Here is a 26,089-nt window from a genome sequence, read left to right on the forward strand (position 1 = left end):
CACGGCGACGGGTGAAACGTCGCGGTGGTGTGGGCGTGTGGTGCGGACGGGAATGGCAGGCCGCGTGGGACCGGAAGGGCCGGCCGGTGTGCGCGAAGCCGTCCCTCCCGGCCGGCCGGACGTCAGCCGGTGACGGGGCCGAACTTCTTCCGGGTGTCGAGGGGTTCCCCGAACAGGACCCATCGCTCCCCTTGAAAGCGCATGAGTTGCATCGTCTCGATGGGGAACCGGTCCTGGGAGCCGGTGATCAGAGTGACACCGGGGAGCAGCATGCCCACCTCGACGGCCTCGAGCTTCTGGAGGGAGTCCCTCAGTCCCTCTCTCGTCGGGCACTCCATGGCGTCGAGTGCCTTGTGCAGGCTCGAGGCCACGGCCCAGCCGTAGGCGTTGAACTGGATCGAGGGATCGCTGTCCGGGGCGTACTTCTTCATCGCCGCACGGTAGGTCTGCATCTCCGCGTCGTCCGCCCACTGGGGGTCGGCGGGATCCTTGAAGTAGGTGGCGGAGACCACGCCTTGCACGTTCCTGAAGCCGACGGGCTTGAGCACGCTCGTCGACGCCGAGACGCTGTTGACGATGTGCAGCGGGTTCCACTTGGGGTTCTTCGCATCCGCGGCCAGAGCCTGGCTGCCGAACTTGGGCGTGGTGACGTTCAGCAGCACATCCGCCTCGGAGCGGGCGAGGCTGGTTATTTGGGCCGAGACGGACGGGTCGGTGACCTCGTAGCTCTCCTCGGCGACCACCTTGACGCCGCTGCCCTTGACGGCCTGCTTGAAGCCGCCGAGCAGGTCCTTGCCGAAGTCGTCGTTCTGGAAGAGGACGGCCACCTTTGCCTTCGGCCTCTCCTTCTTGAGGTAGTCGGCGTACATCCGTGACTCGGCCACATAGTTGGGCTGCCATCCCATGGTCCACGGGTGCTGGGTGTCCGTACCCCACAGGGAGGCGCCGGTGGCCACGAACGGCTGCGGCACCTTCTGCTGATTGAGGTAGTCCCTCACGGCCGAGGTGGAGGGCGTTCCCAGTGTCTGGAACACTGCGAAGACCTTCTCCCGCTCCACCAGTCGTCGGGCTTCCTCCACTGCCTTCGGCGGCTGGTATCCGTCGTCACGGACGACGAACCCGACCTTGCGGCCGCCGATTCCGCCCTTCTCGGCATTGACGTACTGGAAGTAGGCGCTGACACCCTTGCTGATGGTGCCGTAGGCGGAAGCCGGTCCGGACATCGGGTAGATGCCGCCGAGCTTGATGCTCTTGTCCGTGATACCCGTGGTCTGCTGGCCCTTGCAGGCGCCGTCGGCCGAGGCGGCGGCATCCTCCTGTCCCCGTTGACTTGAGCAGGCGGTGGCGGTGAGCAGGGCGGCGATGCCCGCGGTGGCTGCCCGCACGGCGATGGTGTGGCGCATCCGGATCATCCCTTTCCGGTGGTGGGCGGTGCGGTGAGGGGCTGGAGGTCGGGCTGCTGGGGAACCGGGCGGCTCCGCGGGGGAAGCGGGGTCCCGTCGGCGGCGGGTGTGACGGAGCCGCTCCTTACGCCGCAGGGCCTCCTGTCGGGCGCGCCGTCAGCCTCGAGCATGGGCACCGCCTTTCAGCAGGGTCTCCGGGAGGTGGGCGAGCGCCACAGTAGGAGGGCCCCGGCTGTGCGGGCATTGGGTGTGAGCACTCAACTTCGCGGTCGCCGCCCTGTGCGACGCGCACAATCCGACGTGAAGAACCGGCCCCCATCCTGTTGACGGGTCACGATTCGGCGTCGACGATCCCGCCATGCGTCCCGCCATGCGTCCCGCGATCGTTCCGAGTGTGCCTCCCCTGACCGAGCAACTGCGCCGCGAGCGGCTGCGGATCCTGTGCGCCGTGAAGGCGCGCGTGGAGCAGGTGACGGAGTACGCGCTTGCAGTGATGCGTGCCGAGATCCCCGCCTACGCGGCGCAGGACGAGCACTTTTTCGAGGACGTGCGTCACCAGGTGCTCTCGCACTACCGGGTCCAGCTGGCGCTGCTGGCGGGTGAGCGGAGCTTCGCCTCCGAGGAACTCGCCTTCAGTCGCGCGGCGGCGATGCGCAGGGCCCGCGAGGGGTTCGCGCTGGAGGACTACATCAGCGCGTTCCGGGTCGGCCGGCAGGTCTTCTGGGAGGCCCTGCGCGACTGCGCGGGCTCGTCGGCCGCCGGGCAGGATGCCGTGCTCACCCTGGTCGCCCCGTTGATGCGGTACATGGACTTCGCCGGCACCCAGGCAGCACAGGCCTACCTGGAGTTCCAGCAGCACGTCGTGGCCGACGCGGACCGCGAGCGCAGGGACCTGCTCGAGCAACTGCTCGCGGGCCACATGCCGACCCGGGGGCCTCTCCTGGCCGCGGCACAGGCCTACGGCATCGGCGCGCACGTGCCGATGATGGTGGTCGTGGCGGTCGGCGCCGACGGCGCCCGGCACGGGGGAGGGGATACGGCGGCCGAGAGCGCGTACATCACCAGCGCGGCGATCTCCGCCGCCGGCCTGCGGGCTTCCAGAGTCCTGCTGGTCGTGCGGCACGGCGAGGTCGTGGCCGTGCCGGTGCTGCGTACAGGCACCGAGCCGGACGAGATGTGCGCGCGCTTCGAAGAGGCGCAGCGGCACCTGGCCAGGAACGGGACGGTCCTGGCCATGGGGATCAGCACGGTGGCCAGGGGCGCGGCGGAGCTGCCGAGGGCCTATCAGGAGGCCAGGGCTGCCCTGGAGTTCGTACCCAGCGGGGGAGGGGTGGCGGCGCTGCCGCGGCTGTCTCCGTTCCAGTACCTCGCCCTGCGCGCGGACGACATCGCCCGTCAGCTGGTCGACCCCCGGATCAGCGCCATGCTTGATGACGACGTCCGGCGCGGGGGTGCGCTCGCGGCCACGATACGGGCGTTCGCCGAGGCGGATCTGAACCTGCGGCTGGCGGCGGAGCGGCTGCAGGTGCACCACAACACGGCGCACTACCGGTTGCGCCGCATCGAGGAACGGACCGGGCGCAACGTGCGCCGGATCGCCGATCTGCTGGAACTGCTGGTCGCTCTCGCCCTGCGCGACGCGGCCGAGGAATCGGAGGACGTGCAGTGAGCCGGATCCGTCCGGGACGGATCTTCCGAACGGGGTTCGGTTACCAGCGAGTAGGTGTAAGGTGAACCCAGAAGCTGGGCGCTGCTGGCTGCGGCGCCTCATGGTGTGGGGGTGCATCGGTGGGCCGACCGACCAAGCCGATTCTCAGTCGCGGGCGCATCTGCGCCATGGCGCTGGCGATTGTGGACCGGGACGGGCTTGCCGAGCTGTCGATGCGAAGGCTCGCGCGGGACCTCGGGGTTCAGGTCTCCTCGCTCTACGAGCACGTCAAGACCAAGGACGATGTCCTCCACGAAGTCGCCAACACCATCATGGAGGACGTGGACGTCTCCGGCTTCGAGACCGGCGACTGGCGACACGGCGTGGCCTCCTGGGCCCGGTCCTACCGCGCCGCGCTGGCTGCCCATCCCCAAATCGTCCCGTTCCTGGCCTATGGCCCCGCTCGCCGTGAAGCCTCCCTGCGTCGCGCCGACGCCGTTCACGGCGGCCTCGTCGGCGCCGGCTGGCCGCCGCGTTATGCCACATTGATCGGTGCCTCGACCAAATACCTGGTGGTCGGGTCCGCGATGAGTTCGTTCGCCGGAGGGTTCGAGGACGACGTCCAGGTCTACGTCGAGCGCTACCCGCACCTGGCAGGGGCTCATCGCCTGCGCGACCGCGCAGGCGTGATCGACCGGGACAGCTTCGAACTCGCCCTGGAGATGTTCCTCGACGGCCTCACCGCATTGCACGTCCGCGTCGCCGCACCCCCGAAACCGGCCGGGTACTGATCGCCGCGCAAGACCGCGGCAGCGAACCTCGTTTCGGATGCGGAGCGTGACTCTCCGGCGACGTCTTGTCCTGCGCGCCGGAGACCTCTAGGCTCCCGAACCGAACGCCGTTCGGCATTGTCGATGCCGTCCGGTCATCATTCACTTGTTCGCCCTGGTTCACGGCGGCCGCCCGTGAGCCTGAGGATCGTGGTCGACATCCCTCGCCGACCGAGCAGATCAGGATCCACAAGGGCTGAGCACATCACTGCGGCACGGCTCGGACACCGAGTGCGTGCTCTGGCTGACACCGACCCGGTCGACTGCCCCTGCGGTGACGCCTCGCCCTCGCCGCGGCATGCAGCCAAGAGGAGTTGATGTCGTCTTGACCAGTCCCTTTGAGCCGTACGAGCGACCGCGCTCATACGCCCCCGATCCCCACGCGCAATCCCCTTACTCGCACACCTCTTACTCACAAGCCCCTTACTCGCACACGCCCTACGCGGAGCCGGACCTTCCGACGGACGTCGAGCGGTTGCGCGCGGAGCGCCGCTCCAAGGTCCTTCCGGTTGCCGCCGCCGTGGTCGGCTTCTATCTGCTCAACGCCCTTCTGGTCAATGTGGCCGGCGGACTGATGGCCGTGAGGCTGTTCGGTCACCTGAACCTCGGGCTCGTCCTGGCGCTCCTGCAGTGCGTCACCACGCTTCTGGTGTGCCGGTGGTACGGGCGTTACGCCCACAACACCCTGGATCCGCTGACCGAGAGGGTCCGGGGCGGCCTCCGACCAAGAGGGAGGCGTCGGTGAGCGCCTCTCAGCTCTCTTCCCAGATCGCGCACAACGGAGCAACCCTGATCGTCTTCGCGGTCTTCGTCGTCTGCGTCATCCTCATCGCCCTGTGGGGTGCGGCGGACAGCGACACCCCCCGCCGCTTCTTCATCAGCGGCCGCGAACTGCCCTCCGCGCGCAATGGAATCGCCCTGTTCGGCGACTTCATCTCCGCGGCGACGCTTCTCGGCACTCCGGGGCTCATCGCACTGGCCGGGTTCGACGGCATCCCGTATCTGGTGGGGCCCGTGGTGGTCTGGGCCGTCATTCTGCTGGTGGTCGCCGAGCCGTTCCACAACACAGGCCACTACACGGTGGGCGACGCGCTGGCGCGCCGGCTGCGGCCGCGGCCCGTACATCTGGCCATGGGTCTCGCCACGTTGGTGATCTCGCTGTTCTACCTCACCGCCCAACTCGTGGGAGCCGGCGCGCTCGCGGCACCCCTGCTCGGCCTGTCCGGTGAGGCGGCCCAGAACTTCCTGATGGTCTTCCTCGGCGTCCTGATGATCATCTACGTGGCCCTCAGCGGTATGCACGGTGCTACGCTCGTACAGTTGCTCAAGGCGGCCCTCCTGCTGGTCGCCAGCGTCTTCCTGGCGCTGCTGGTGCTGGCGAAGTTCGGCTGGAACCCCAGTGACCTGCTGGGAACCGCGGCCCGCCGCAGCGGCGTCGGCGAGGACTTCCTCGCGCCCGGCGCCCGCGCCCAGGGGACCGCTCTGGAAACGCTGGACAGACTGAGTCTTCAGCTCGGAGCCCTGATCGGAGCCGCTGGACTCCCACACCTGCTGATGCGCATGTGTGTGGTGCCCTCGGCGCGCGCTGCCCGGCGCTCAGTGCAGTGGACGGCGGCTTTGACGTGCGTGTTCTGCGTGACCGCAGGGGTATTGGGATTCGGCGCCGCGGCGGTGCTCGGCCCGGAGACCATCCTCGCCGGGAGCCCCTCGGGGAACACGGCCACCCTGCTGCTCGCCCACTCCCTCGGCGGGTCGTGGATGCTCACCGTCATGGCCTGCGTGGCATTCGCCACGATCCTGGCCGTGGTTGCGGGCATCGCTCTCGCCGCCGCGACGTCCGTGGCGCACGACATCTACGGTGTGGTGCTCAAGCGAGGACGCGCGACCGAGGAGAAGGAACTGCTGGTGGCCCGCTGCGCGGTCGTGCTGATCGGTTGCGCGGCGGTGGGCCTGGCCCTGCTCGCCGAGCGCCTCAACGTCTCCTTCGCCGCCGGGCTGGCGTTCTCCGTCGCGGCTTCCGCCGTTCTTCCCGCGCTGCTGTACGGCCTGTACTGGCGCGGCTTCACCACCACCGGCGCGCTGTGGAGCATTTACGGCGGACTGGTCTCCTCGGTGGGCCTGGCCGTGCTGTCCCCGGCGGTGTCGGGAGCCCCCACCGCGCTGTTCCCGGACATGGACTTCAGCCTGTTCCCGTTGCAGTACCCCACCATCGTCTCCGCCCCCCTGGGCTTCCTCCTGGGGTGGCTGGGCTCGGTGCTGGGGAGGGACAGGCCGGAGCAGGCCACGTACTCCGCGCTCGAGTTGCACACGCTCACGGGCGCGGACGACACCTCCGCCTAGAAGGCTCATGAAGGTCTTGGGTTCTGGCCCCGCCGTGTGAACGGCCGGGCCGGACCCTTTTCCTTCGGAGCTCAGAGCCCGGCGACTTTGGCGCTCGCCGACAGCTCGTAGACCAGGGTGACCGTGCGGTGGCTGCCGAGCGAAGCGAGATGGGGGTCGCCCCGGACGAAGTCTGAGGGAGGGAGGGTGACGTCCCAGCGGACGATGCCCTCGGCGTCGACCACGTCGGGCGCCGGGGAGCAGGCTTCCTTGCGCAGGCGTACCTCCACCGCCGAGACCTCCGAGACCGGGATGCGCTCCCGGAGGACGACCACCTGCTCGCCGTTCTCCCCGGGAGCGGAGAACCGGGACAGGTGAAGCCGGACGGTGCGCGTGACCACGGTCCGCTGGGTGATTCCGGCGGAGTCGCGGGACTCCTCGGCGTGCCGGACCACCCGGTAGTCGTCGGAGCTGCCGAAGGCGAGCTCGACGGGAGCGCCGGGCGCGGTGAAGTCCAGCGTGCCGCGGCCGCTGAATCCGCCGCCGCGGACCAGGTCCACGGGCCCGGCGAGCAGGGCATGGCCGGACTCGTTGTCGAACCGCACCACCTGGGTGACCAGCGGGGACAGCTCGGGTGAGCAGGCGTACTCGCTCCTCGCGGCCGAGGTGACGGCGGAGAGCGGCACGCGGTGGGCGCGGCCGTCCGCGGGCACGGAGACCGGTGCGGGGGAGTGCAGCACGCGCGCCTCGCCGCCGTCGTCCACCCCCGGCAGGCCGAGCACCGGGGCGGGGCCGAGGTCCCCGATCTCCTCCTCGCGCAGCTCGACGTCGACCGTGCGGCGCTCAGCGGCAGAGCGGTCCCCCAGCGTCAGCCGGTCCTCGCCCAGCCGCGGGGGATCTGTGGCCAGCGCCGACCGTGCCGTCGACAACGTCAGCCGTACGTCCGACCAGTCCTCTCCGGTGCGCTGCCAGACCATCGCGTCGGTCTCCAGCGTCAGGGAGTCACCGTCGAGCACGGCCCGGTAGGCGGGCCGCCACAGCGCACACGGGGTGAGGTGGCTCAGGCGCAGCCCGACCGGTCCGGCGACCGCCGCCTCCACGGTCAGTTCGATATGGCCGACCAGCTCGGCGGGCTCCTCCTCGGAGAGGTCCAAGGCCCGCTGGGCCTCGCCGAGTTCAATAGCGAGGTCGGCCAGCCGGGCCTCCACGGTGCGGAGTTGCTCGCCGTACGAGTCGCGTTCGTGGTCCACCCGGTCCAGTTCGCGTGTCCAGCGGGCCGCTTCGGTCTCCCCGGAGCCGGCGCCTTCGCCGATCTCCCGCAGCAGATCGGCGGCGAGACGGCCGAGCAGGTCGAGGTGGACATGCAGCCGATCGCGTCGCTGCCCCAGGGCGAGCCGCTCCTCATCGAGCGTGTGCAAGCGGCGGCGCAGGGCCGAGTCGTCGTCGGTGGACGGCAGCGGCCCGCGCGGCGTCCAGCTGCGGACGATCCGCGCCTCGAGCACGGTCGCCAGGTGATCGGCGGCCAGCTCGGCATGGAGGGTGCGGTCGACGGCCAGCGCACTGACCGGCCCGAGACGCAGCCGCTGCACCCCGGCCTCCAGGTCGAGCACGAGGGCGCGCTCGATGTGGGCGCGGTCCTCCATGCAGGTGACGGCGGTGACGGGGAGGGCGATCGGCTTCGGGGCCGTGGACATGGCGTGTGTCAGCTCCTGCGGTTGCCGCCGACCAGGGTCTTGCCGGCCGGAATGCGGATCTCGTAGCCGCCGTCGAGGACGGCGGTGCCGCCGGCGGGCAGGTCCACCCGCCAGACGCGGGTGCCCGGGGCATGGTGCTCGGGCCCCGCGCCCTCCTCGGGTACCGTCCAGTCGGCCCGTTCCTCGATCCGGACGTCCGGTTCCGAGGTGACCGGCACCCGCTCGCGGACCTCGACGGTGACGGGCATCGCGAGCCGGTTGGCCAGCTCCACGCCGACCCGGTGGTTGAGCACGGTGGTGTTGTTGCGCAGGCCCGAGGTCGACTCTTGGAGGTTCGTACGGCGGGTGACCCGGATGCCCTCGGCAGGCCCGAGCCCCACCCGGCGGACACCTCCGGGGGCGAGCGTGGGCAGTGCGGCGGTCAGCAGGAAGTCGTCGCCGACGGTGACCTCCACCGGGCCGGCCAGCAGAGCCTGGTCGGTGGCGTTGGAGAGCACCAACGTCGCGTACACGGTCTGCTCCACGGACGGCACGCACACGTACTCGGTGCGCAGGCCGACCGGGATCTCGCCGACGGTGACGGTGTGCCAGGTGCCGTCCGACGGAATGTCGGCGCGCGCGGCGGCATCGAAGCGGTGGTCGAAGGAATCCGCCGACTCGCGGGGCCGCACGGCGTGCCCGGGCAGCGGCAGCGCGGCCACCGCCTCGGCGCGGCGGCGGTACTCGGCCGCCACCGCGTCGAAGGGAGCGTAGGGAAACAGCCGGCCTCTGCGACCGCCCTGCTCGTCGGGGCCGCACAGGACGAGGGCGGCGTAGTCGAGTTCGGCGCCGCTCGGCTGCGGCGGCCCGGCCGCAGGTGCCGGAGGTGGTGGCGGACCGGCCGCAGGTGCCGGAGGCGGTGGCGGTGCAGCACGGCCGGGAGCCGCAGGTGCCATGGCGGCGGGGGCGGCGACGGACCTGCCGCCGGCACCCGGCCTGCCGCCCGGTCGCGACCGGACCGGCTGTGCGAGGTCGGGCATCCCGCCGCCGAAGACCTCCGGGGAGGCGCCGTCCGCGCCGCCGGGCATCGGGAGCGCAGGGGGCGGCCCGCCGTAGCCCTGCGGTGGCGGTGGCGGAACGGGGCCGGGCGCGGAGCCGGACCCGACAACCGCGGGTGCGGCGGTCGTGGCAGGGCGAGGGCCCGCCGAGTCGTACCCGGCGAACAGGTCGGCGAGCCCCGCCGGAGGCTCGCGCCAGCCAGAAGGCGTGGGGGCAGGCTGACGGCGCCCGATCCGGAGCGAGCGGAGCCTCGGCAGGTCGGTGCGGCGCCGCAGGTCGGCGGTGGCCAAGGCGATGCGCACGCCGGTCCAGTCCTCGCCGGTGCGCTGGGCGACCGAAGCACGCAGCACCAGACGGCCGCTGCCGTCGCCCTGACGGTGGGTGAGACGGTAGGCCGGCACCCAGACGGCGCCCGGCACCCCGTACTCCAGCTCCACTTCCGCGTCACCGGTGCCGTCGAGGGCCAGGACCGCGGAGACCGTGGTCTCCACGTGGGCTGACGGTACGTCGGTGGAGGCGCGGGCCAGCCTGTCCGCGGCGACGGTGAGCTCGTGCTCGACGCGGTGCAGCGCCTCCTCCAGCTCGACGAGGCGCGTGTGCAGTCCTGCCAGCCGCTCGTCGACGAAGTCGGCGAGCGTCAGCCACGCATCGACGGGCGTGCGGCGGTGCGGGTCCTCGCGCCTGCGGGCCGGCGGGACCGGGCGCAGGGCCCCGACCTCCTCGATCAGGCTCAGCTGCCGGTCCCGGCGTCCCCGCGCTGCCGCGCACGCGTTGCGCAGCCGCGAGACCTCGCGTCGCAAGTCGTCGGGCGTGCCCGAGCCGAGCGGCTCGGCTTCGACCTCCACCCGGACCTCGGTGACGCGCACCCCGGCGGTGCGAAGGACACGGGCCCGCAGTGAGCCGGGGTCCAGCGAGCGGGGCAGTCCCGTCACCCTCACCCGGCCGTCCGGCGGCACGCTGCCACGGGCCAGGCGGCGGCAGACAGCGCCCTGCGCGTACACCACGACCGAATCGAGGGTCGACCCCCACGTCTGTACTGTCCCAGCCGTCATGTACCTCGCCCCCCGCCGCGTCCGTGCTGAGCGAAGCCTACGCCCGAACGGTCCGGCGTCCGCGTCGGCGGCCGATGTCAGTGGCTCGTCGTACGGTCGGGGCATGAGCACGTCCGCCGAAGTCCGTGAACTCGCCCTCGCCCTGCCGGAGACGACCGAGAAGGAGGCATGGTCCATGCCCACCTTCCGTGTCGCCGGCAAGATGTTCCTGACCCTGCCCGACGACGAGACGTCGATGGCCGTCCGGTGCCCGAAGGAGGAGCGCGACGAGCTGGTCCTCGCCGAGCCCGAGAAGTTCTGGGTCGCGGACCACGAGGCGTACTTCGCCTGGGTGCGGGTGCGCCTGGCCGCGCTCGACGACGCTGATGAGCTCCGTGCGATCGTCGTCGACTCCTGGCGCCAGGCGGCTCCGCCCGGCCTGCTGAAGGCCCACGCCGACCTCCTGCCCCCGGCATAGCGGGCCGACCGTCTCACCGAGCGGTCCCCGGCAGGAGTTGCCACTCCCTTGACCGGCCATCCCTCGCTGAGAGCGAGCGCATTTCTGCCGTAGCGGCCGGGGCCGAGGTGTCAGGGGCAGTTCGGCGACGGGGTGACGCCGACTAGGAGAGAACCGTGCGACAGCGGGTGTCCGCCCCGTCGCGTGGCTCTCGTCTCAGCGCTGGCCACCCTGGCCTCTACAGGCTTGCCCGCCGAGGTGCATGGCTTGCGTGGCGGCGGAACTCGCCGTCCCTGCCTGGGCAGACCAGCGGCATGGCGTTCAAGCGCCGCTGCACCAGCGGCGGTACGGACAGCTTCGCACTCGTCACGATCTCGGGCGGCGCCACCTGCTCGGGCATCCCGAACGGCACGTACACCGACGCCGTCACCGGCGACGTGCGGACCGTCACCAACGGCACCCTCTCCGTCGCCGCACCCGGCAAGGGCAACCTGCGGGTGTACGTCCTCAACGGCACCGGCAAGATCGGCACTGCCGGACCCTACCTGAAGTAGCGCACCCCGTACGGGGCGGCCGTCACTCTCGGCCGCCCCGTCGGTCTCGGCACGTCGGGCCGACCGTTTCCCCGTCCGGCCCCGCTCCCCCTCCTTGCGCGACCGTCACGACAGCCGGGCGCGGTGCAGGGAGATGAGCAGCCGCCAGATCTGGTGGGCGACGCGCTCCGAGGTGCCGTCGACGAGGCCGTGCAGCCAGTCGGCGAGCACCCCCGCGAAGGTCGCGGCCACGGCCGAGGCGATCAGTGCGGGCTCCGGGGCACCGACCAGGCTGCGTTCGGCGAGGCTGCGGGCGCGCAGGTCCCGGTGGAGCACGAGGCCGAGCGGTCCACCGCCCCCCGGACGCAGCAGGGCCCGGTAGAGGGGTGCGTGCGGGGTGAGACCGGTGAAGAAGTCGAGGAGCGCGGGCGGCGGGGACGCCGGGTCGGGCGTGCCGCGCCAGGCGTGCAGGGCGTCCACCGCGTCGCGTACCACGTCTGCGCAGGCGTCGACGGCGAGTGCCTCCAGGTCGCCGTAATGGAGGTAGAAGGTGGCGCGGCCGACGCCGGCCTTGCGGACCAGTGCGGCGATGCTCACCTCGGCCAGCGGGCGCTGCGCGCACTCGTCGAGGAGGGCCCGGCGCAGCTTGGCCCGTGTCCTGGCCGCCCGGGGGTCCTCGGGCGTACTGGCCACCTGCATCACCGGCTCAGCAGGACGGCGGCGAGGGCGAGCGTCCCGGGCAGCGCCTGGGCGAACAGGATGCGGCGGTTGGCGGTGGCGGCGCCGTACAGCCCGGCGACCACCACGCAGCTGAGGAAGAAGATCTGGACCCGGTACCCCGTCGGATCCTCCGCGATCAGGCCCCAGACGAGTCCTGCGGCCAGGAAGCCGTTGTAGAGGCCCTGGTTGGCGGCCATCGGCGCGGTGGCCCTGGCCATGTCGGCGTCGAAGCCGGACAGGCCGCGCCCCGGCTTCTTCTCCCACAGGAACATCTCCAGAACCAGGATGTACGCGTGCAAGGCGGCCACCAGGCCCACCAGCACGTTCGCCGTCGTCTCCATCGACATCTCCGATCATCGCGTCCATGATTCCTGGACGGGTGTCCACCATACATGTACAGTCGTCCAGGAGTGCGCTCGGAGGCCAGTCGGTCACCGAGGGAAGGAAGCGGGTGAATCGGGGGACAGCGGACATCACAGGCCCGGCGGACGCCATCCGCATCCGCTCGCCGCGAAACCCGAGCCGGGTGGGCGGGGCGCGGTGGAACCGTGGCCTGGCCGCGCTAGGCGCGGCTGCAGGAATGGGCGGTGCAGCGCGAGTCCATGCTGGTGAACCCGGTGCCGATGCGGTCGTCGGCCGGACCGGTGAGCCCGTACTGGTGCCGGCGGTTCGGGCGAAGAACGCGCGGACCAGCGAGGTGCGCCGGCTGACTCCGCGGGCGTTTCGCCGCTGGGTGGATGAGTCGAGCCGGGCAGAGCCGGTGAGGCCCAGAGCAGTCGTCCGAACCGATCGTTGCGGACCTGGACGTTCATGCCGTGGCGCTTGTGTTTCCCGGAGTGGTGGGGTGTCGGCGGCGATACGGTCGATCGGCAGCAGGGTGCCGTCGAGGATGACGAACGCCTTATCCCGGATCGTCGACACGCCTCGGCCGGGGCGAGGATGGCTAGGGCCTCGACGGCTTCACGTATATAGCGGTAGACAGGCGCGATCGCCTCGACGTCGAGCAGGACCTCGTCCACGTCCTTGGCGCACCCCGGGCCCGCTGGTCATGGTGCCGCGAAAGCTGGAGCGCGGCCGGCCGGACGACACCGAGGACGTCATCCGGCACAGGCAGCGGGTCTACGAACGCCACACCGCCCCTCTGCTCGACCACTACGCGGACACCCCGCCGGCGGTTCAGGCCGTCGGGCCGGTCGACGAGATAGCGGAACGGGCACTCAAGGGTCTGGCACGACCGGCGTGAGCGAACGGCGACGCGCTGCCGCCCTACGCCTCCAGGGGACCCCGGCGTCAGTGGATCGGAACCCGTCGACCGGCTCGGACGACGACCGGCCCGCCGCCGGCGAGGCCGGGCAACCTGCGGCGCGGCCGGTCCAGGACGTGGCGTCAGCTGCCCATCCGGCTGCGGAGCAGTTGCTTGCCCAGCTCGGCTCCCTTACGGCTGTCGGCCTGGGCCTTGCGGAAGAGCTCCGCGACTTCGGAGTCGCTCTCGCGTTCCGCGTCCTGGATGTACGTCTCCAGTCGCAGGGCGTTGCTCAGGCAGTTCTCGACGTACCAGACCAGGTTGTAGTCCTTGTCCTTGGTACCGGTGACCCCGCCCGATTCGGTGTTGCTCGCCATGGTGGACCCGCCCTTCGGTTTCGTGGATGGATGAAGCGCACCGCCGTCGGTGCTCGACCCCCGGGTAACCGTCCCGGCGTTCGGTATGCGCCCTGCGCGCCGGCGTCGACCGGCCGTCCCCGGGGACAGGCACCGACCGGGACCGCGCGCCGCCGAAGCACCTCGCCCTCATGCCGCCGCTTCGGTTCCGAACCGGGGCGACGTGTGCTCCGGCGCACCCGGCGGCCCGGCGAGGACGCCCCCGCCACGGCGCAGGACGGCGTACCCGAGGCCGATGCCGATGGCCACGGGCCATTCGATGACATCCGCGGCCCCCAGGACGCCGAGACCGACGTAGAGGGGGAGACCCCGCTTGGCGGGCAGCACCTGGCGGGCGACGGCCACCGGCAGCAGGGCCGCGTTGAGGGCACCGTTCGCCACACGGTCGAGCGAGGGAACGGTGAGGGTGATCGAGCGCTGGGACCGGCCGGACTCCTGCTGGTCGGGGGAGACTCCCTGCCCTCCCAGGGCCGGGCCCTCACCCGGAACGGAGGAGTGTTCGCTGGGGTTCGTCATGGCGGTCACGACTCTCACCTCGCTAGAGTTTTCGGTCCGCCTCAGACATATAGGCATGTGTTCCCCGAATGCCGCGGCTCATAGTCTGGATCAGACTGGGATTCGTCGGGATCACCGCAGGGAAGCGCTCCGGTGGAGGGAGGTACGGCCCATGTCGCCCCAGCCGGCTTCACCGATGTGGGGAACGTCCTTGCTGGGGCCGCTCGCGTCCGGAGTGGTGTCCGGGGTTGCGGCAGGTGTGCGGGGGGCGGCGGGCCTGGTCGGGCATCTGCTGGGGCCCGCGAGCCGTGAGGTGTCATGGTGCCCCGGACGCTGTTACATCCAGGTCCACGGGGTCCACGGGGCCGAGGGCGCGAGGGTCGTGCGACGCGTGGAGCGGTCCCTGGAGGAACACCCCGGTGTGCTCTGGGCGCGGGTGAACGCTCCGTCCGAGCGGGTGGTGGTCGCCGTCGCGTCGCCGCCACCGGCCGAGCGCGAGCTTGTCGAACGCGTGGAGCGCGCGGAGGGCGACCACGCGGCGGACGCGGAGGCGTTCGACGAGTGGCGGCCGGAGCCGCATCATCCGGCCGAGGGCACGCCTTCCGCGTCGATGTCGGCCCTGGCCGCCGATGCGGTGGGACTGGGCATTGCGACGGCTCGCCGGATCGCTCCGTGGTTCTCGCTGCCGCCCGAGGTGGCGGCCGTGACCGCCGCCGTGCAGCACCACCCGCGGCTGCGCCACCTGATCGAAGGGCTCGACGGCGTGACGGAGCGGGCCGATTCGGTCCTTCCCGTGGCCACTGCCCTGGTGCAGGGTGTGGCGACGCGTGGCGGCGGCATCGCGCTCGACGTCCTCCAGCGCCTCGCAGGATGGCGGGAGGCCAATGCCGAACGCACGGCCTGGCAGGAGGCGCAACCGCGACTGGTGCGCAGTCCGGAGGAGGCGTCGGCCGAAGCGGTGATGCGCGAGCGGCCCGGCCCGCTGCAGCAGGACGGGGCGGACCGCTACGCGGAGAGCTCCATGGCCGCCGGCGCCCTGTCCGGCCTCGCCCTGCTGCCCTTCGCCGGCCCCCGGCGCGCCCTCGCCGTCGCCCTGGCCTCGGTGCCCAAGGCGCCCGGCGCCGGCAGAGAGGGCTTCGCCACCACACTCGGCAGGCATCTGGCGCTGCGCGGCGTCGTCACGATGGACCGCAGCGCGCTGCGGCGGCTGGGACAGGTCAACACCATCGTCCTCGACGAGGACGCGCTGCGCGGCAACCAGTACGAACCGGTTGATCTCGAACTGCTGGGCGGCGCCGACCCGCGACAGGTGTCGGAGCGGCTGTTCGCGCTGTTCGACCCGGACCGGCCCCTGCACGTGACCAGAGCGGAAGGATGGGTGCTGGGCCCGCTGTCCGAACTGGACCTGGCAGGCCCCGGCGGGCGGCGGGCGGAGGACCGGCTGCGGCGCCGCGACAGCGAGAAGGTGCTCGGCCTGGCCAAGGGTAGGCGACTGCTCGCGGTCGCGGGCCTGGCCACCCGGTCGGCCCCGGGGGCCGAGGCCGTCGCGGCGGCGGCCCGGCGCGCGGGTGCCCGCGTGGTGGTGGCCTCCGACCGTGACCGCCCGGGGTACTCGTTCGCCGACACCGTCGTGCCGGCGGGCAGCCGCCTGCCCGCATCCGTACGCACCCTTCAGGCCGAGGGGGCCGTGGTGCTGCTCATCTCCGGCCACAGACGGGCGCTGGGCACGGCCGACTGCGCGGTCGGCGTCCACAGCGGCGACGAGCACACACCCTGGGGAGCCCACTTCCTGGTCGGGACGGACCTCGAAGCGGCAGGCATGATCGTGGACGCGGTCGGCACGGCCGCCCTGGTGGACCGCGACAGCCACCATCTGGCCACCGGCGCCGGCGGCGTCGGCGCGGTGGCCGCGCTGCAGTCCGCGGGCCCACGGGCGACCGCACGGGCCATGGCCGTGAGCAACACCGCCGGCAGCGTGGCGTTCTGCCTCGGCGTCTGGCGCGCCCGGCAACTGCTGGCCCGCCCCATGACTCCGCCCGTGGCCACCACCCCCTGGCACCTGATGCCGGCGGACCGCGTACTGGAACGTCTGCGCACCCGGCGCGAGGGACTGTCCGCGGACGAGGCCGACGCGCGGCGCGGCGAATCCCCGACGGGCGAGCCGCCGAAGCTGAGCCTTCCGCACGCATTCGTCGAGGAGCTGGCCAACCCACTGACCCCCGTCCTCGCGGCCGGCGCCGCGCTGGCCATGGCGGTGGGTTCGCGCACCGACGCCGCGCTGGTCGCCGCGATCACCGGAACATCCGCGCTGGTGGGCGGCGTCCAGCGGGTACGCACCGAGCGCGCCCTCGCGGAACTCTTCGCCCGTTCCGCCATCGGCGCCCGGGTACGCCGGGGCGGCCGCGAACGGCTGGTCACCGCCGGAGACCTGGTACCCGGCGACATCGTCGTGCTGCTGCCCGAGGACGTCGTGCCGGCGGACTGCCGGCTTCTGGAAGCCGAAGGCCTCGAAGTCGACGAGTCCTCACTCACCGGCGAATCCCTCGCCGTGGGGAAGGACCCCGCACCCGTGGTCTCGGCCGACATCACCGGCCGCCGTTCCATGCTGTACGAGGGCACCACGGTCTCGGCCGGCCGGGCGGTCGCCGTCGTGGTCGCCGTCGGAGCCGCCACCGAAGTCGGCCGCAGCCTGGCCACGGCCCGGCAGGCCGCACCCGAAACGGGTGTGGAGGCCCGGCTGACCTCCCTCACACGTTCCAGCCTGCCTATTGCCCTCGGTTCCGCGGCGGCGGTGGCCCTCTCCGGCGTTCTGCACGGACGACCCCTGACCGAGAACCTCGCATCGGCGGTCAACCTCGCCGTCGCTTCCGTTCCCGAAGGTCTGCCCTTCCTCGTCAACGCCGCCCAACTGGCGGCCGCCCGGCGCCTGGCCGAGGCCGGCGCGCTGGTCCGCAACCCCCGCACCATCGAGGCTCTCGGCCGCGCCCAGGTGCTCTGCTTCGACAAGACGGGCACCCTCACCGAGGGAAAGCTTCAGCTCGCCGACGTCAGCGACGGCGACCGCGCCCTGCCCGTCGACGCGCTGGACACCCGGTGCAAGGAAGTCCTCGCTGCCGCACTGCGCGCCACCCCGCCCGCCCGGCAGGCCGAACCGATGGCCCACCAGACCGACCGGGCCGTGACCGCCGGAGCCGGCCGGGCGAGAGTCTCCGCATCCCTTGGGGCGCCCCGCTGGCGGCGCAGCGACACCCTCCCCTTCGAGCCCGCACGCGCCTACCACGCGACAACCGGGCACACAGCCCACGGCACCCTGCTCAGCGTGAAGGGCGCACCGGAGAACGTCCTGACCCGCTGCGCCCGCCGCAGGACGCCGCACGGCGACGTCACCCACCTCGACGATGCGGCAGGCCGGGAGCTGACCGCCGTGGCCGAGAGGCTCGCCGGCGCCGGCCGCCGTGTCCTCGCGGTGGCGGAACGCCGCATGGACCCCGGCGAGGACCTCACCGACGAGACCGTGCGCGACCTCGTCTTTCTCGGTTTCGTCACCCTCGCCGACCCCGTACGCACCAGCGCTGCCCCCGCCACGGCCCGGCTGCACGAGGCCGGCGTCCAGACCGTCATGCTGACCGGCGACCACCCCGCCACCGCCGACGCCATCGCCTCCGCCATCAGCGACGTCACGGAACCCAAAGTCTGCACCGGCCCGGACATCGACGCACTCGACGACGACGCCCTGGACGAACTCCTGCCCCACGTGAACGTCATCGCCCGCTGCAGCCCCCATCACAAGGTCCGCATCGTCCAGGCGTACCAGCGCCTCGGCCGCGTCGTCGCCATGACCGGCGACGGAGCCAACGACGCGCCCGCCATCCGGCTCGCCGACATCGGCATCGCACTCGGCCGCCGCGGCACACCTGCCGCGACCGCCGCCGCCGACCTCGTGGTCAGCGACGACCGCCTGGAGACCATCGTCGCGGCCCTCATGGAGGGCCGGGCCATGTGGGCCTCCGTCCGCGCCGCGCTCGGCATCCTCATCGGAGGGAACCTCGGAGAAGTCACCTTCAGCGTCCTCATCTCCGCCCTCACCGGCACCACCCCCCTCAACGCCCGCCAGATCATGCTGGTCAACCTCCTCACCGATCTGGCCCCCTCCCTCGCCATCGCCGTACGCGAACCAGCCGGCCAAGCCGGCGAACGGCTCCTCAAAGAGGGCCCGCACCGCTCCCTCGGCACCGCGCTCACCCACGAAATGCTGCTGCGCGGCGCCGTCACCGCGACCGGTGCGGCCCTGGCCTGGGGTGCCGCGCGCCTGACCGGCCGCGCACGGCGAGCCGGCACCGTCGCTCTCGCCGCCGTCGTCGGCACCCAGCTCGCCCAGACCCTCGTCACCGGCGGCACCGACCGCAACGTCCTGGCGGCGGGGCTCGGTTCCGCGGCCGTGCTCGTCGCCATCATCCAGACTCCTGGCATCAGCCATTTCTTCGGCTGCACACCTCTCGGCCCCGTCGCCTGGGGCATCGCCCTCGGCGCGATCACCGCGGCCTCCCTCCTCGGCATGGTCCTGTCCCCGCTCATCTCGTCGATGACCGAGCAGGCGGCAGCCGAGCAGGGGACGGAGACCGACCGGCCCGCCTCCCCGGCCACGCAGCCACCGGGCGAGGAGGCGGGACGGGATCCGCGGCGGACAGCCGACGGACGGCTTCGTGTCCGGCCCCCGAAGCCGGCACCGCGACCGGGCGCCGGCTGACGTTGCGGGAGGGTCCGGCCACACGACAACGTCTTCGGCCGGACAAGTCGGCGACGCACCATGCCGGTTCGTGCGTACGGTCGTGCAGGGCAACGGATCGGTCGGGGGCGAGCCCCGGGGTGCAGCCTGCGTCCGGCGTGGGTTCCCAGGGCTGCGTGAGGCGTGGCGGCGCGAGCCGGCGCACACTGGGCGTATGGACGTCTACCGAGGCGACGTCACGGTGATCGCGGACGGCACCGAGTATCCGGCGAAAGCCGACCTGCGTTCGTGGGTCGAGCAGCGACACGTGGCGGCGTTCGGCCCGACCGAGGCGTGGGTCGAGGGCGCGGCCGACTGGAACGGCAAGCTCGAGGTCAGGGACGAAGAGGTTGCCGACATGATGATGCATGCGGCCGAGCGCCACCTGCGGATGCCCGACGGCCGTGTCGGTGATTTCGTCGTCAGCCGCCGCAGCTTCGACGCCGGCCTCCTGGTGATCGAGGGCAGCGGGGATCCGCCGTTCTGACGGGCGGCACCGCCCCGGAAGGCCGTCGGATCACCGTCCGTCCAGCCGGCGCACCGGCGGGCGGTGGAGCGCCGGCCTCGGCGTTGCTCGCCGGCAGTACCGGCCGCACACGGCCGGCGGGGCGTTCATCGAGCCCAACCGGTCCCCCAGGGAGCCGGTCCTCACGACAAGGACGAACGACCATGACGAAGAAGCACGAGAACCCGCGAAAGGCCCGCCACGGCGGTCGGGCCGACCGTGGTCCCGGCGCCCATTCGGGGCGCGAACAGCAGGCCGGACAACGCACCGTGCCCGGCACGGCAAGCGCCGCCGAGGGATACGACCCCCACGGCACCGGCGCGGGAGAGCCCCTGAAGGGACGGGAGAAGGACGAGGAGGACTGACCCGCACCCATGCCGGCCTCCAGGAGCGCACCCCGGAGGCGACGGATCAGAACGCCGGCGGAGCCCAGCCACGACACGCCGGCGGAGCGTCCGGCCCCGGGCGCCGACCCGAACGCCCGGCCGCGACCGGGCCGTCACTTCTGAGGGTGCTGCCGCGATGCGTCCTTGAAGCGTCCCAGAGCCTTGGTCAGTACGTTCCGGGGGGAGGTCTCGGGCTTGCGTGACGCGGGCGAGCGCGGAAGCGGGAGGCTGTCCGATCCGGTCGCCTCCGCCAGCGCGGCCCGCGCGAGTTCGGCCGCCTCCCGGTACAGGTCGCGGGACGCGGTCATGGCGTCGAGGGCCTCGGCGTACTTGGTGACGAGCTCGCGGGTGTAGGCCAGCTCCTCCTCCACGGTGAGCAGATGCCAGCGGTGGCGAAGACTGTCGAGGGCCTGCTCCGCACCGGCGGTCAGGGTCTGCGGCAGATCGGCGAAGGCCGTGATCCTCCCGACGAGTTCCGTCGGCTCCGAGCCGTCCAGGAAGACACTGCGGACGGCGAAGCGTTCGGCGTCGAACTCCGGGCTCGCCGACGCCGTGGGCAGGACCGCCGCACCGCCCCGAGGTACCCGTACCTGCAGGTCCTTCACCGCCCAGTTGACGATCTGGAACTGGTCCGGCGCGGCCCGGTGCTCCACGACCCGATGACGCAGGCTCGGCGGCAGGTAGGGCGTGAGGGGCAGACGGCCGCGGGCGTCGGGGGTCATCGCCTCGTGGACGACGACATGGATGTTCCAGCTGTTGCGGGCGCAGTCCTTGAGGAGGCGTCGCATCTCCTTGTCGTCGTTCGGCAGCGGATTGGTGGTCCGCAGGCGTGGGCCGGGTACGGCGTCGTGGTCCCAGGCGATGCGGTCGTCGTCGGGCCAGAACATGGCGGCGGGGGAGGGCCACCGCTGGTCCCAGGCCCGTTCCGCCTCCGCGGCCAGCGCCCAGGCGACGGCCTGACCGTCACGCGGCCGCCCCGGAGAGTCGAAAGTCGTCAGCTGGGCACGCACGGTGACGTCGCCGTCCACGCGCCAGCGGGCCTCGAAGAGGCGGCGTACGGAGGAGTCGGGCGCGGCAGCGCTGTCGGCGGTGTCGAGCGCGGGAGGGAGGCCGCTCGGACCGCCTGCGAAGGCGTCGGCGGGACCGAGGTCGAGGAAATCGTCGATGACCCCAGCGGCCTTGAGCGCGATGAGGTTGCGCCGGACGTCCTGCTCGGGCGAGGGCCCGAGGTGGCGTCCGTGTCCCAGCCACGTCGTGTCGGGGGCGGCGGTCACGGAGTTACTGGTCTTTGGCATGGAGGCGTTCTGTGGGGCGGTCGAGGACGGGCTCCAGTATGGTCCCGCATGCCCGGCGGAGGATACGGCCAGGGGGACCAGGCCGGAAATGTCCTGGATGAATGTGGGGCGGGCGGGCACGTGGACCACCGCACGGACCGGGTCCGGAAGGCGGGGCCGGCCTCCGGGCCGGCGCGTGCCGCCGGACCGGATCTCGCCAACTCTCCCGACTCCAGGGCGCGTTCGCATCGCTATGATCTCCCGCGAGCGTCCGCCTCGTTCCCACCAGCCGGCGGAGCTCGTCACCCGAATGAGGGAGGAGCTCCATGGTGAGCACCACTGTTGTTCCGGCCCGCCGTCCGTGGCGCCGGTCGAACCGCGGCGTTGACGCCGGCGGGACCCACGTCCAGATCACCGCCACCGGCACGGCGCTCCGATGAGCGAAAGGAACGTGCGCACCGTCGAGGTCCCCCTGGGTGACGGCAGCGAGGAGGTCGTACGGGTCCAGATCCGCGAGGTGGACGAGTCGCTCGTGCGCGTCGGGCGTGGCGGCCGGGCCGTTGCGCGGGCCGAGCAGACCCTTGGGCAGATGCTGGACGCGGTACGTCCCGTTGCGGACAGCTTCGTGGGGCGGTTCCGCGGCCTGGCGTACGCGCCGGACGAGATCGCCCTGGAATTCGGGGTCTCCCTCTCGGCGGAGGCGGGCGTCGTCATCGCCTCGACGGCGACCGCGGCCAACTTCTCCGTGAGGCTCACATGGAACAGGAGTGACCGGCCGGACGCAACGGGCGACAGTGGCCGGCCCGTTGGCTGAACGGTGCCGTCGGGGGCTTGTGGTGAAGCGGAGGCCAGGTGACCGGGGCTGAGCCGCGGAAGCCCGATGAGGCACTGGTCTCATCGGTCGTCCGGATCAAAGGGGAGGACGCCGAGCCCATCGGCGCGGGCTTTCTCGTCGCACCCGATGTGGTCCTGACCTGCGCCCATGTGGTGGCGTACGCCTTGGGCGTGTCCGATGCGCAAGAGGTGGAGGCCGGGACCCCGGTCACGCTGGACATGCCGCTGGACCCGCGCGTGGCGGGGCCGAACCGGACCGCTCGGGTGGAGCACTGCGTGGCGGAACGGGACGACGGGACGGGGGACGTGGCGCTTCTGCGCCTGCCGGCCGCCATCCCCGGGGCCCGTCCGCTGCCGATGGTCGAGCCCGGGACCGCCTGGGACGACGAGGTCGGCGTCGTGGGGTTCACCGGCACCGCACCGGGCGGGATCTGGGTCAAGGCGAAGCTCAGCGGCCCCACAGGCGAAGGCAGACGGCAGTTCTCCCGGACGGACGACCTGACCGCGTACGTGGAGGAGGGCTTCAGCGGCAGTCCCGTCTGGGACCCCCGGCACCGGGCGGTGGTCGGCATCGTCTCGGTGGCCCAGTCCGGGCGCCGGGCCCAGCAGGCGTTCGCGATCCGTACGGACTCCGTGGTCCGGGACATACCCGGGCTGGACTCCGTCCCTGACGCCCGCCTCGCCCTTCCCCGGCCTGGAAACCTTCCGGGAAAGCCACACGCACGTCTACTTCGGCCGCGACGACGACGTCGAGAAGGCGGCCGGCTCTCTGGCCCGGCACGCGGCCGTCACCGTGTGCGGGCCCTCGGGGTCGGGAAAGTCGTCGCTCGCCCTCGCCGGTGTGGTGCCGCGGATGCGCGCGGACACGTACGACGTCCTGGTGGTCAACGCCGCGGCCGTCGGCTCGCCGCTGGTCGCGCTCGCCACCGAGATGTACGAAGCCTTCGTCGTCGGGCGGCCGCAGGAGCCCGCGCGGGCGCGGAGCGCCGGCGAGGTGCAGGAGTGGCTCACGGAGTTGGGGCTCGTGGACACGCTCCATCGCGTGCGCGGGAAGGCGGGCGGGAAGCTCCTCGTCGTACTGGATCAGGCCGAGGCGCTCCTGGCCCGGGACGCAGCCGAGGTCGCCCAGGTGGCCGGCCTTCTCTTCCCGGAGAGCCGGCCGACCGGTGGACTGCGTGTGCTGCTGACCCTGCGGGCCGATTTCATGGACGCGGCCCTCAGGCATCCCCACCTCGGTCCGGCGCTCCGGCGCGGCGTCACGCTCCCGCTGACACCGATGACCAGGGATCAGCTGCGCGAGGTGATCATCAAACCGCTGGAGCAGGTCCCGGGCGTGGACTACGAGCGGGGGCTGGTGGAGCGCATCCTGGACGACGCCGACAGCGGGCCGGGAACGCTGCCGCTCCTCGGCTTCGTGCTGAAGAAGCTGTGGGAGAAGAGGGAACGCGGCCTGCTGCGTCTCGCGGCGTACGAAGAAGCCGGTGGCGTCCCGGGTGCGCTGGCCCGCCATGCCGAACAGGTCTGGGAGAGTTGCGTCGAGGAGCACGACGAAGCCGGGGCGCGGCGGCTGCTCACCGGGCTCGTCCGGGTACTGCCCGGCAGCCCCGCCCCGCTGCGCCGCCGACTCACCCGGCAGGAGGCCGGCGAGGAGCGGTGGCGGGTCGCACAATGGCTGGCCGCGTCCGAGCGGCGGCTGCTCGTGACGCACGGCGGGCCCGGGGAGCCGGAGACCGTCGAGCTCGCCCACGAAGCGCTGGTCGCCGTCTGGCCCGCCCTCCAGGAACAGGTACGGGCCGACAGCGAATTTCTGGCGGGGCGGGCGGAGCTGTCCCATGAGCGCGAGCGGTGGACGAAGGGGAACAGGGCACCGGGCCTGCTGCCCGGCGCCCTCCAACTCGCCGCTGTCGAAGGGCGGCTGGCCGGCCGGGAAGAGGAACTCGACGACGAGGACAGGGACTTTATCCGCATCGCACGGCAGCACCGCCGGGCGCGACGGAACCGGATGCGCGCCGCGTGGACCGCGGTGGCTGTGGTACTGGCGTTGATCGCCGCGCTCGGTACGTTCCTCGTCCACCAGTCGCGCATCAGCGCACAACGGGAGGCGGAGGGCAGGTCACGCCTGCTGGCCGGCTTCTCGGCCGAGGTGGCGAAGCAGGATCCGGGGCAGGCGACGCTGATCGCCATGGCCGCGTATCGGATCGCGCCGACGGACGAGGCCCGCAACGCCATGCTGCGCAGGTACGACCAGTTCAAGGACGCCGCGTGGGTGCTGAGCGGGACCGAGGGACAGATCGAGGACGCGGTGACCAGCGTGGACGGCACGGTGACACTGGTGACCTCGGGCAACGGGCGCGCCACACTCTTCGTGCGCCGAGCCGGCGGAGGGGTGCTGCGACACCACTTGGGCCTCGCCGAGATGGCCTTCCATCCGCTGGTCAGCCGGGACGGACGGCGGATCGCCTACGTGACGGCCGCGGGCGCCCTGGTCTGGCACGACGTGGACCCCGAGGCGGACACGGGGCAGAACGTCCTCGGAGCGCCCCACCCGATTCGCGACCCGGAGTTCGAGAACAAGGCCGACGTGGAGGCGCGGAGCGAGGAGGACAGCGTCATGGCCTTCTCACCGGACGCCGGCCATGTGGCCACGGTGGCGGACGATCGGCTGCGGCTGTGGGATCTGGAGACGGGAGACCACCGGGAGGTGCCCGGGCGGGTGCCCTCGTACAGGGTGAGCGTGCGCTTCGGACCGGACGAGGACACGCTCGTGGTCCTTCGGCCCCCACCGGACGCCGGGGGCGCCTCGCTGGTGACCGTGGACGCCGACACAGGCAAGGTGCGCGACCTGGCGGTCGACGACGTCGATCTGACGGCCACGCTGTACGGCCCGGCCCTCGCCCTGTCGGGCGACGGCACCGTACTGGTCGCGTGCAGCAAGGAACGACAACAGGGCGACCTCACCGACGCCGTCTACCGGGCCGTCCGCGTGACGGACGGGCGGGTGCTCAACAGCTACACCGACAAGGAAGAGAGCTGCAAGACCATCGCCGCGGACCGAGCGGGTGAGCGCTTCGCGGTGGGCCAGTTCGCCGATTGGGCACTCGTCGGCACCAGGCGCGGCAGTCACGTGCACCACATCAGGACACCCGAGGTGGACAACCACACCGGCCGTCTCCTCGGCGACACAGCGGCTCCTGCGGTGCTGGCCGTCCCTGACGGTGCGAACACGCTGATGGCCCTGCCGCTGCGCGCCGGAGACGTCGAGGGCGACGACATCGTCCTCAACGAACCGCGGCTGGTCGACGGCGGGAAGACGTTGGTGGCCCGCGTCCGGCCCGGGGACGAACCCGACGGCGACGAGATCCTGGCCCTTGTCGACGTGGCCTCCGGACGGATCACCTCCCGCGTGAAGCGGCCGAGGACGCCCACGGTTCCTGCCCCGCACGAGGCGAACTCCCTCACGGTCAACGACACCGGAACACTCGTGGCCGACGTGGTCGGCCGGAACAGGATCCTGGTCCGGAAGATCCCGTCCCTTGGCAAGGTGGCGGAGATCACGACGCTGATGCCTCCCGTCGACGAAGCCGGGTACGCCGAGCCGTTGTCGCTCTCCTTCCACCGGGGCGACGAACTGGTCACGGTCTCCGGCAGCCGCGTCGAGCACTGGAACGGCCAGAGCGGCCGCCGCATTTCCCGGGTCATCGACGCCCGTGCGCTCAAGCTCGGCGAGAAGAACCCGCCTCCGTTCGCCTCGGAAGAGGGCGCCGTGCATTCGGGCTTCGCGGTCAACAGACGCCCCGAGGCGGACCATGTCCAGATCATGGTGACCGGCGACCACACGCTGCACGCCGTCGATCGCCGCACGGGCAAGGAGAACAAGGCCCTGCGCGTCTCTCTCGGCCCGGACGTCGAGCGGGCCTTTCTCGACAGCAGCGGACGGTACGCCGCGGCGAAGACTCCGGGCGGCATGCTGGAGCTGTGGTCGGCGAAGGCGGGGCAACGGCCGAGGAGAACGATCGGCCCGCTGGGGCCGCTGGGAGCGAACGACCTGTTCACCGGCGACGGGTTCACCTTCGACTTCACCGGGAGGGACGGCGAGTTCTACCTGGCCAACGGCAGCTCCGTGCGCTTCCAACAGGCATCGGACCCCAGCCACTTCGAGTCCTACGACTTCGAGACGAACCAGTACTTCATCGCGGCCGCCAAGGACGGGAGGACTCTGCTGCGGACTCTGTCCGCAAGCGGCTTCAGGACAAACGGCGGCAGCGGACGCCTGGACCTGATCCGCCTGGACCCCGAACTCTGGGGGCGCCACCTGTGCCGCGCCATCGGCCGTGACCTCGGCGAGGACGAGCGCCGCGGCATGCCCGCCGGGCTGCCGGACCGGATCTGCCCCGCCTGACCGCCGCCGCGTACCTCGACCCGAGGGGTGCCGCCTCGGGGCCGGGCCCACTGCTCGCCGCGGTCACCGGTGCATGGGGTGCGACGGGAGTACCCATAA

The 26,089-nt window shown here is 72.0% G+C and carries 19 protein-coding genes and 3 pseudogenes; 13 read left to right on the plus strand and 9 right to left on the minus strand.

Translation table 11 applies throughout. The annotated features are described in order from the left end of the window. Nucleotides 1-122: 122 nt before the first annotated feature. Nucleotides 123-1,403, minus strand: coding sequence for an ABC transporter substrate-binding protein (locus tag HW130_RS13500; protein WP_177149783.1), 1,281 nt, complete (start codon nt 1,401-1,403; stop codon nt 123-125). A 358-nt stretch (nt 1,404-1,761) separates the two neighbouring features. On the opposite strand from HW130_RS13500, the gene HW130_RS13505 reads away from it, so the two are divergent. From HW130_RS13505 to HW130_RS13520, 4 genes are all read left to right on the plus strand, one after another. Then, a complete protein-coding gene (locus HW130_RS13505; protein WP_256356069.1) occupies nt 1,762-3,072 on the plus strand; it encodes a CdaR family transcriptional regulator in 1,311 nt (436 codons plus the stop codon). A gap of 167 nt (nt 3,073-3,239) precedes the next feature. Then, nucleotides 3,240-3,842, plus strand: a complete 603-nt coding sequence (locus HW130_RS13510; RefSeq protein ID WP_218183499.1) for a TetR/AcrR family transcriptional regulator — start codon at nt 3,240-3,242, stop codon at nt 3,840-3,842. Between the two features lie 364 nt (nt 3,843-4,206). Beyond that, entirely contained in the window at nt 4,207-4,626 is a 420-nt protein-coding gene (locus HW130_RS13515) for a DUF485 domain-containing protein (protein WP_177149785.1), read from the plus strand. Next, on the plus strand, nt 4,623-6,221 hold the full coding sequence (locus HW130_RS13520; RefSeq protein WP_177149786.1) for a cation acetate symporter: 1,599 nt from the start codon (nt 4,623-4,625) through the stop codon (nt 6,219-6,221). Before HW130_RS13515 ends, HW130_RS13520 begins: the two co-directional genes overlap by 4 nt. A 71-nt stretch (nt 6,222-6,292) precedes the next feature. Here the strand turns inward: HW130_RS13520 and HW130_RS13525 are convergent, their stop codons facing one another. Further along, complete coding sequence (locus HW130_RS13525; RefSeq protein ID WP_177149787.1) at nt 6,293-7,894, minus strand: mucoidy inhibitor MuiA family protein; 1,602 nt, start codon at nt 7,892-7,894, stop codon at nt 6,293-6,295. Nucleotides 7,895-7,902: 8 nt separating this feature from the next. Then, entirely contained in the window at nt 7,903-9,984 is a 2,082-nt protein-coding gene (locus HW130_RS13530) for a DUF4139 domain-containing protein (RefSeq protein WP_177149788.1), read from the minus strand. Between the two features lie 103 nt (nt 9,985-10,087). Between HW130_RS13530 and HW130_RS13535 the strand changes: the two genes are divergently transcribed. Next, a complete protein-coding gene (locus tag HW130_RS13535; RefSeq protein ID WP_177149789.1) occupies nt 10,088-10,441 on the plus strand; it encodes an MmcQ/YjbR family DNA-binding protein in 354 nt (117 codons plus the stop codon). 284 nt (nt 10,442-10,725) lie between these two features. Beyond that, nucleotides 10,726-10,974 (plus strand): annotated as a pseudogene (locus HW130_RS13540) (hypothetical protein); the annotation flags it as partial. Between the two features lie 105 nt (nt 10,975-11,079). Here the strand turns inward: HW130_RS13540 and HW130_RS13545 are convergent. The 3 genes and pseudogenes from HW130_RS13545 to HW130_RS13555 form a co-directional block, all read right to left on the minus strand. Next, nucleotides 11,080-11,646 (minus strand): TetR/AcrR family transcriptional regulator, encoded by a 567-nt coding sequence (locus tag HW130_RS13545; protein ID WP_309140426.1) that lies wholly within the window; start codon nt 11,644-11,646, stop codon nt 11,080-11,082. Between the two features lie 5 nt (nt 11,647-11,651). After that, a complete protein-coding gene (locus tag HW130_RS13550) occupies nt 11,652-12,014 on the minus strand; it encodes a DUF1304 domain-containing protein (protein ID WP_177149940.1) in 363 nt (120 codons plus the stop codon). Nucleotides 12,015-12,410: 396 nt separating this feature from the next. Next, nucleotides 12,411-12,659: pseudogene (locus HW130_RS13555) on the minus strand (IS5/IS1182 family transposase); the annotation flags it as partial. A gap of 62 nt (nt 12,660-12,721) precedes the next feature. Between HW130_RS13555 and HW130_RS13560 the strand changes: the two are divergent. After that, nucleotides 12,722-12,916: a hypothetical protein gene (locus HW130_RS13560; protein WP_177149791.1), complete on the plus strand. Its 195-nt coding sequence runs from the start codon at nt 12,722-12,724 to the stop codon at nt 12,914-12,916. Between the two features lie 143 nt (nt 12,917-13,059). On the opposite strand, the gene HW130_RS13565 is transcribed toward HW130_RS13560, so the two are convergent. Both HW130_RS13565 and HW130_RS13570 read right to left on the minus strand, forming a co-directional pair. Next, a complete protein-coding gene (locus HW130_RS13565) occupies nt 13,060-13,293 on the minus strand; it encodes a hypothetical protein (protein WP_177149792.1) in 234 nt (77 codons plus the stop codon). Between the two features lie 168 nt (nt 13,294-13,461). Further along, on the minus strand, nt 13,462-13,857 hold the full coding sequence (locus tag HW130_RS13570) for a hypothetical protein (RefSeq protein WP_177149793.1): 396 nt from the start codon (nt 13,855-13,857) through the stop codon (nt 13,462-13,464). 352 nt (nt 13,858-14,209) lie between these two features. On the opposite strand from HW130_RS13570, the gene HW130_RS13575 reads away from it, so the two are divergent. From HW130_RS13575 to HW130_RS13585, 3 genes are all read left to right on the plus strand, one after another. Beyond that, the gene (locus HW130_RS13575) at nt 14,210-18,574 is read left to right on the plus strand and encodes a cation-transporting P-type ATPase (protein ID WP_309140427.1); all 4,365 of its coding nucleotides are present in this window, start codon (nt 14,210-14,212) and stop codon (nt 18,572-18,574) included. 193 nt (nt 18,575-18,767) lie between these two features. Then, nucleotides 18,768-19,079 (plus strand): hypothetical protein, encoded by a 312-nt coding sequence (locus tag HW130_RS13580; RefSeq protein WP_177149794.1) that lies wholly within the window; start codon nt 18,768-18,770, stop codon nt 19,077-19,079. 182 nt (nt 19,080-19,261) lie between these two features. Further along, nucleotides 19,262-19,462, plus strand: a complete 201-nt coding sequence (locus HW130_RS13585) for a hypothetical protein (RefSeq protein ID WP_177149795.1) — start codon at nt 19,262-19,264, stop codon at nt 19,460-19,462. Nucleotides 19,463-19,596: 134 nt separating this feature from the next. Here HW130_RS13585 and HW130_RS13590 read toward each other — a convergent pair whose 3' ends face one another. Continuing rightward, nucleotides 19,597-20,778: a hypothetical protein gene (locus HW130_RS13590; protein ID WP_177149796.1), complete on the minus strand. Its 1,182-nt coding sequence runs from the start codon at nt 20,776-20,778 to the stop codon at nt 19,597-19,599. Nucleotides 20,779-21,193: 415 nt separating this feature from the next. Here HW130_RS13590 and HW130_RS13595 point away from each other — a divergent pair, with 415 nt between their 5' ends. From HW130_RS13595 to HW130_RS13600, 3 genes and pseudogenes are all read left to right on the plus strand, one after another. Continuing rightward, nucleotides 21,194-21,571 (plus strand): CU044_2847 family protein, encoded by a 378-nt coding sequence (locus HW130_RS13595; protein WP_177149797.1) that lies wholly within the window; start codon nt 21,194-21,196, stop codon nt 21,569-21,571. A 149-nt stretch (nt 21,572-21,720) separates the two neighbouring features. Further along, nucleotides 21,721-22,167 (plus strand): annotated as a pseudogene (locus HW130_RS35885) (serine protease); the annotation flags it as partial. Nucleotides 22,168-22,285: 118 nt separating this feature from the next. Then, entirely contained in the window at nt 22,286-25,990 is a 3,705-nt protein-coding gene (locus HW130_RS13600) for a WD40 repeat domain-containing protein (RefSeq protein ID WP_375256533.1), read from the plus strand. Nucleotides 25,991-26,089 lie beyond the last annotated feature (99 nt).

It is taken from the genome of Streptomyces sp. PKU-EA00015 (assembly GCF_013387495.1).
GTDB lineage: Bacteria > Actinomycetota > Actinomycetes > Streptomycetales > Streptomycetaceae > Streptomyces.

Coding starts and splice junctions, on each gene's coding strand:
- HW130_RS13565 (WP_177149792.1), bottom strand. CDS start 13,293: ATGGCGAGCAACACCGAATCGGGCGGGGTCACCGGTACCAAGGACAAG.
- HW130_RS13595 (WP_177149797.1), top strand. CDS start 21,194: ATGAGCGAAAGGAACGTGCGCACCGTCGAGGTCCCCCTGGGTGACGGC.
- HW130_RS13500 (WP_177149783.1), bottom strand. CDS start 1,403: ATGCGCCACACCATCGCCGTGCGGGCAGCCACCGCGGGCATCGCCGCC.
- HW130_RS13580 (WP_177149794.1), top strand. CDS start 18,768: ATGGACGTCTACCGAGGCGACGTCACGGTGATCGCGGACGGCACCGAG.
- HW130_RS13535 (WP_177149789.1), top strand. CDS start 10,088: ATGAGCACGTCCGCCGAAGTCCGTGAACTCGCCCTCGCCCTGCCGGAG.
- HW130_RS13560 (WP_177149791.1), top strand. CDS start 12,722: ATGGTGCCGCGAAAGCTGGAGCGCGGCCGGCCGGACGACACCGAGGAC.
- HW130_RS13530 (WP_177149788.1), bottom strand. CDS start 9,984: ATGACGGCTGGGACAGTACAGACGTGGGGGTCGACCCTCGATTCGGTC.
- HW130_RS13585 (WP_177149795.1), top strand. CDS start 19,262: ATGACGAAGAAGCACGAGAACCCGCGAAAGGCCCGCCACGGCGGTCGG.
- HW130_RS13505 (WP_256356069.1), top strand. CDS start 1,762: ATGCGTCCCGCCATGCGTCCCGCGATCGTTCCGAGTGTGCCTCCCCTG.
- HW130_RS13525 (WP_177149787.1), bottom strand. CDS start 7,894: ATGTCCACGGCCCCGAAGCCGATCGCCCTCCCCGTCACCGCCGTCACC.
- HW130_RS13590 (WP_177149796.1), bottom strand. CDS start 20,778: ATGCCAAAGACCAGTAACTCCGTGACCGCCGCCCCCGACACGACGTGG.
- HW130_RS13550 (WP_177149940.1), bottom strand. CDS start 12,014: ATGGAGACGACGGCGAACGTGCTGGTGGGCCTGGTGGCCGCCTTGCAC.
- HW130_RS13510 (WP_218183499.1), top strand. CDS start 3,240: ATGGCGCTGGCGATTGTGGACCGGGACGGGCTTGCCGAGCTGTCGATG.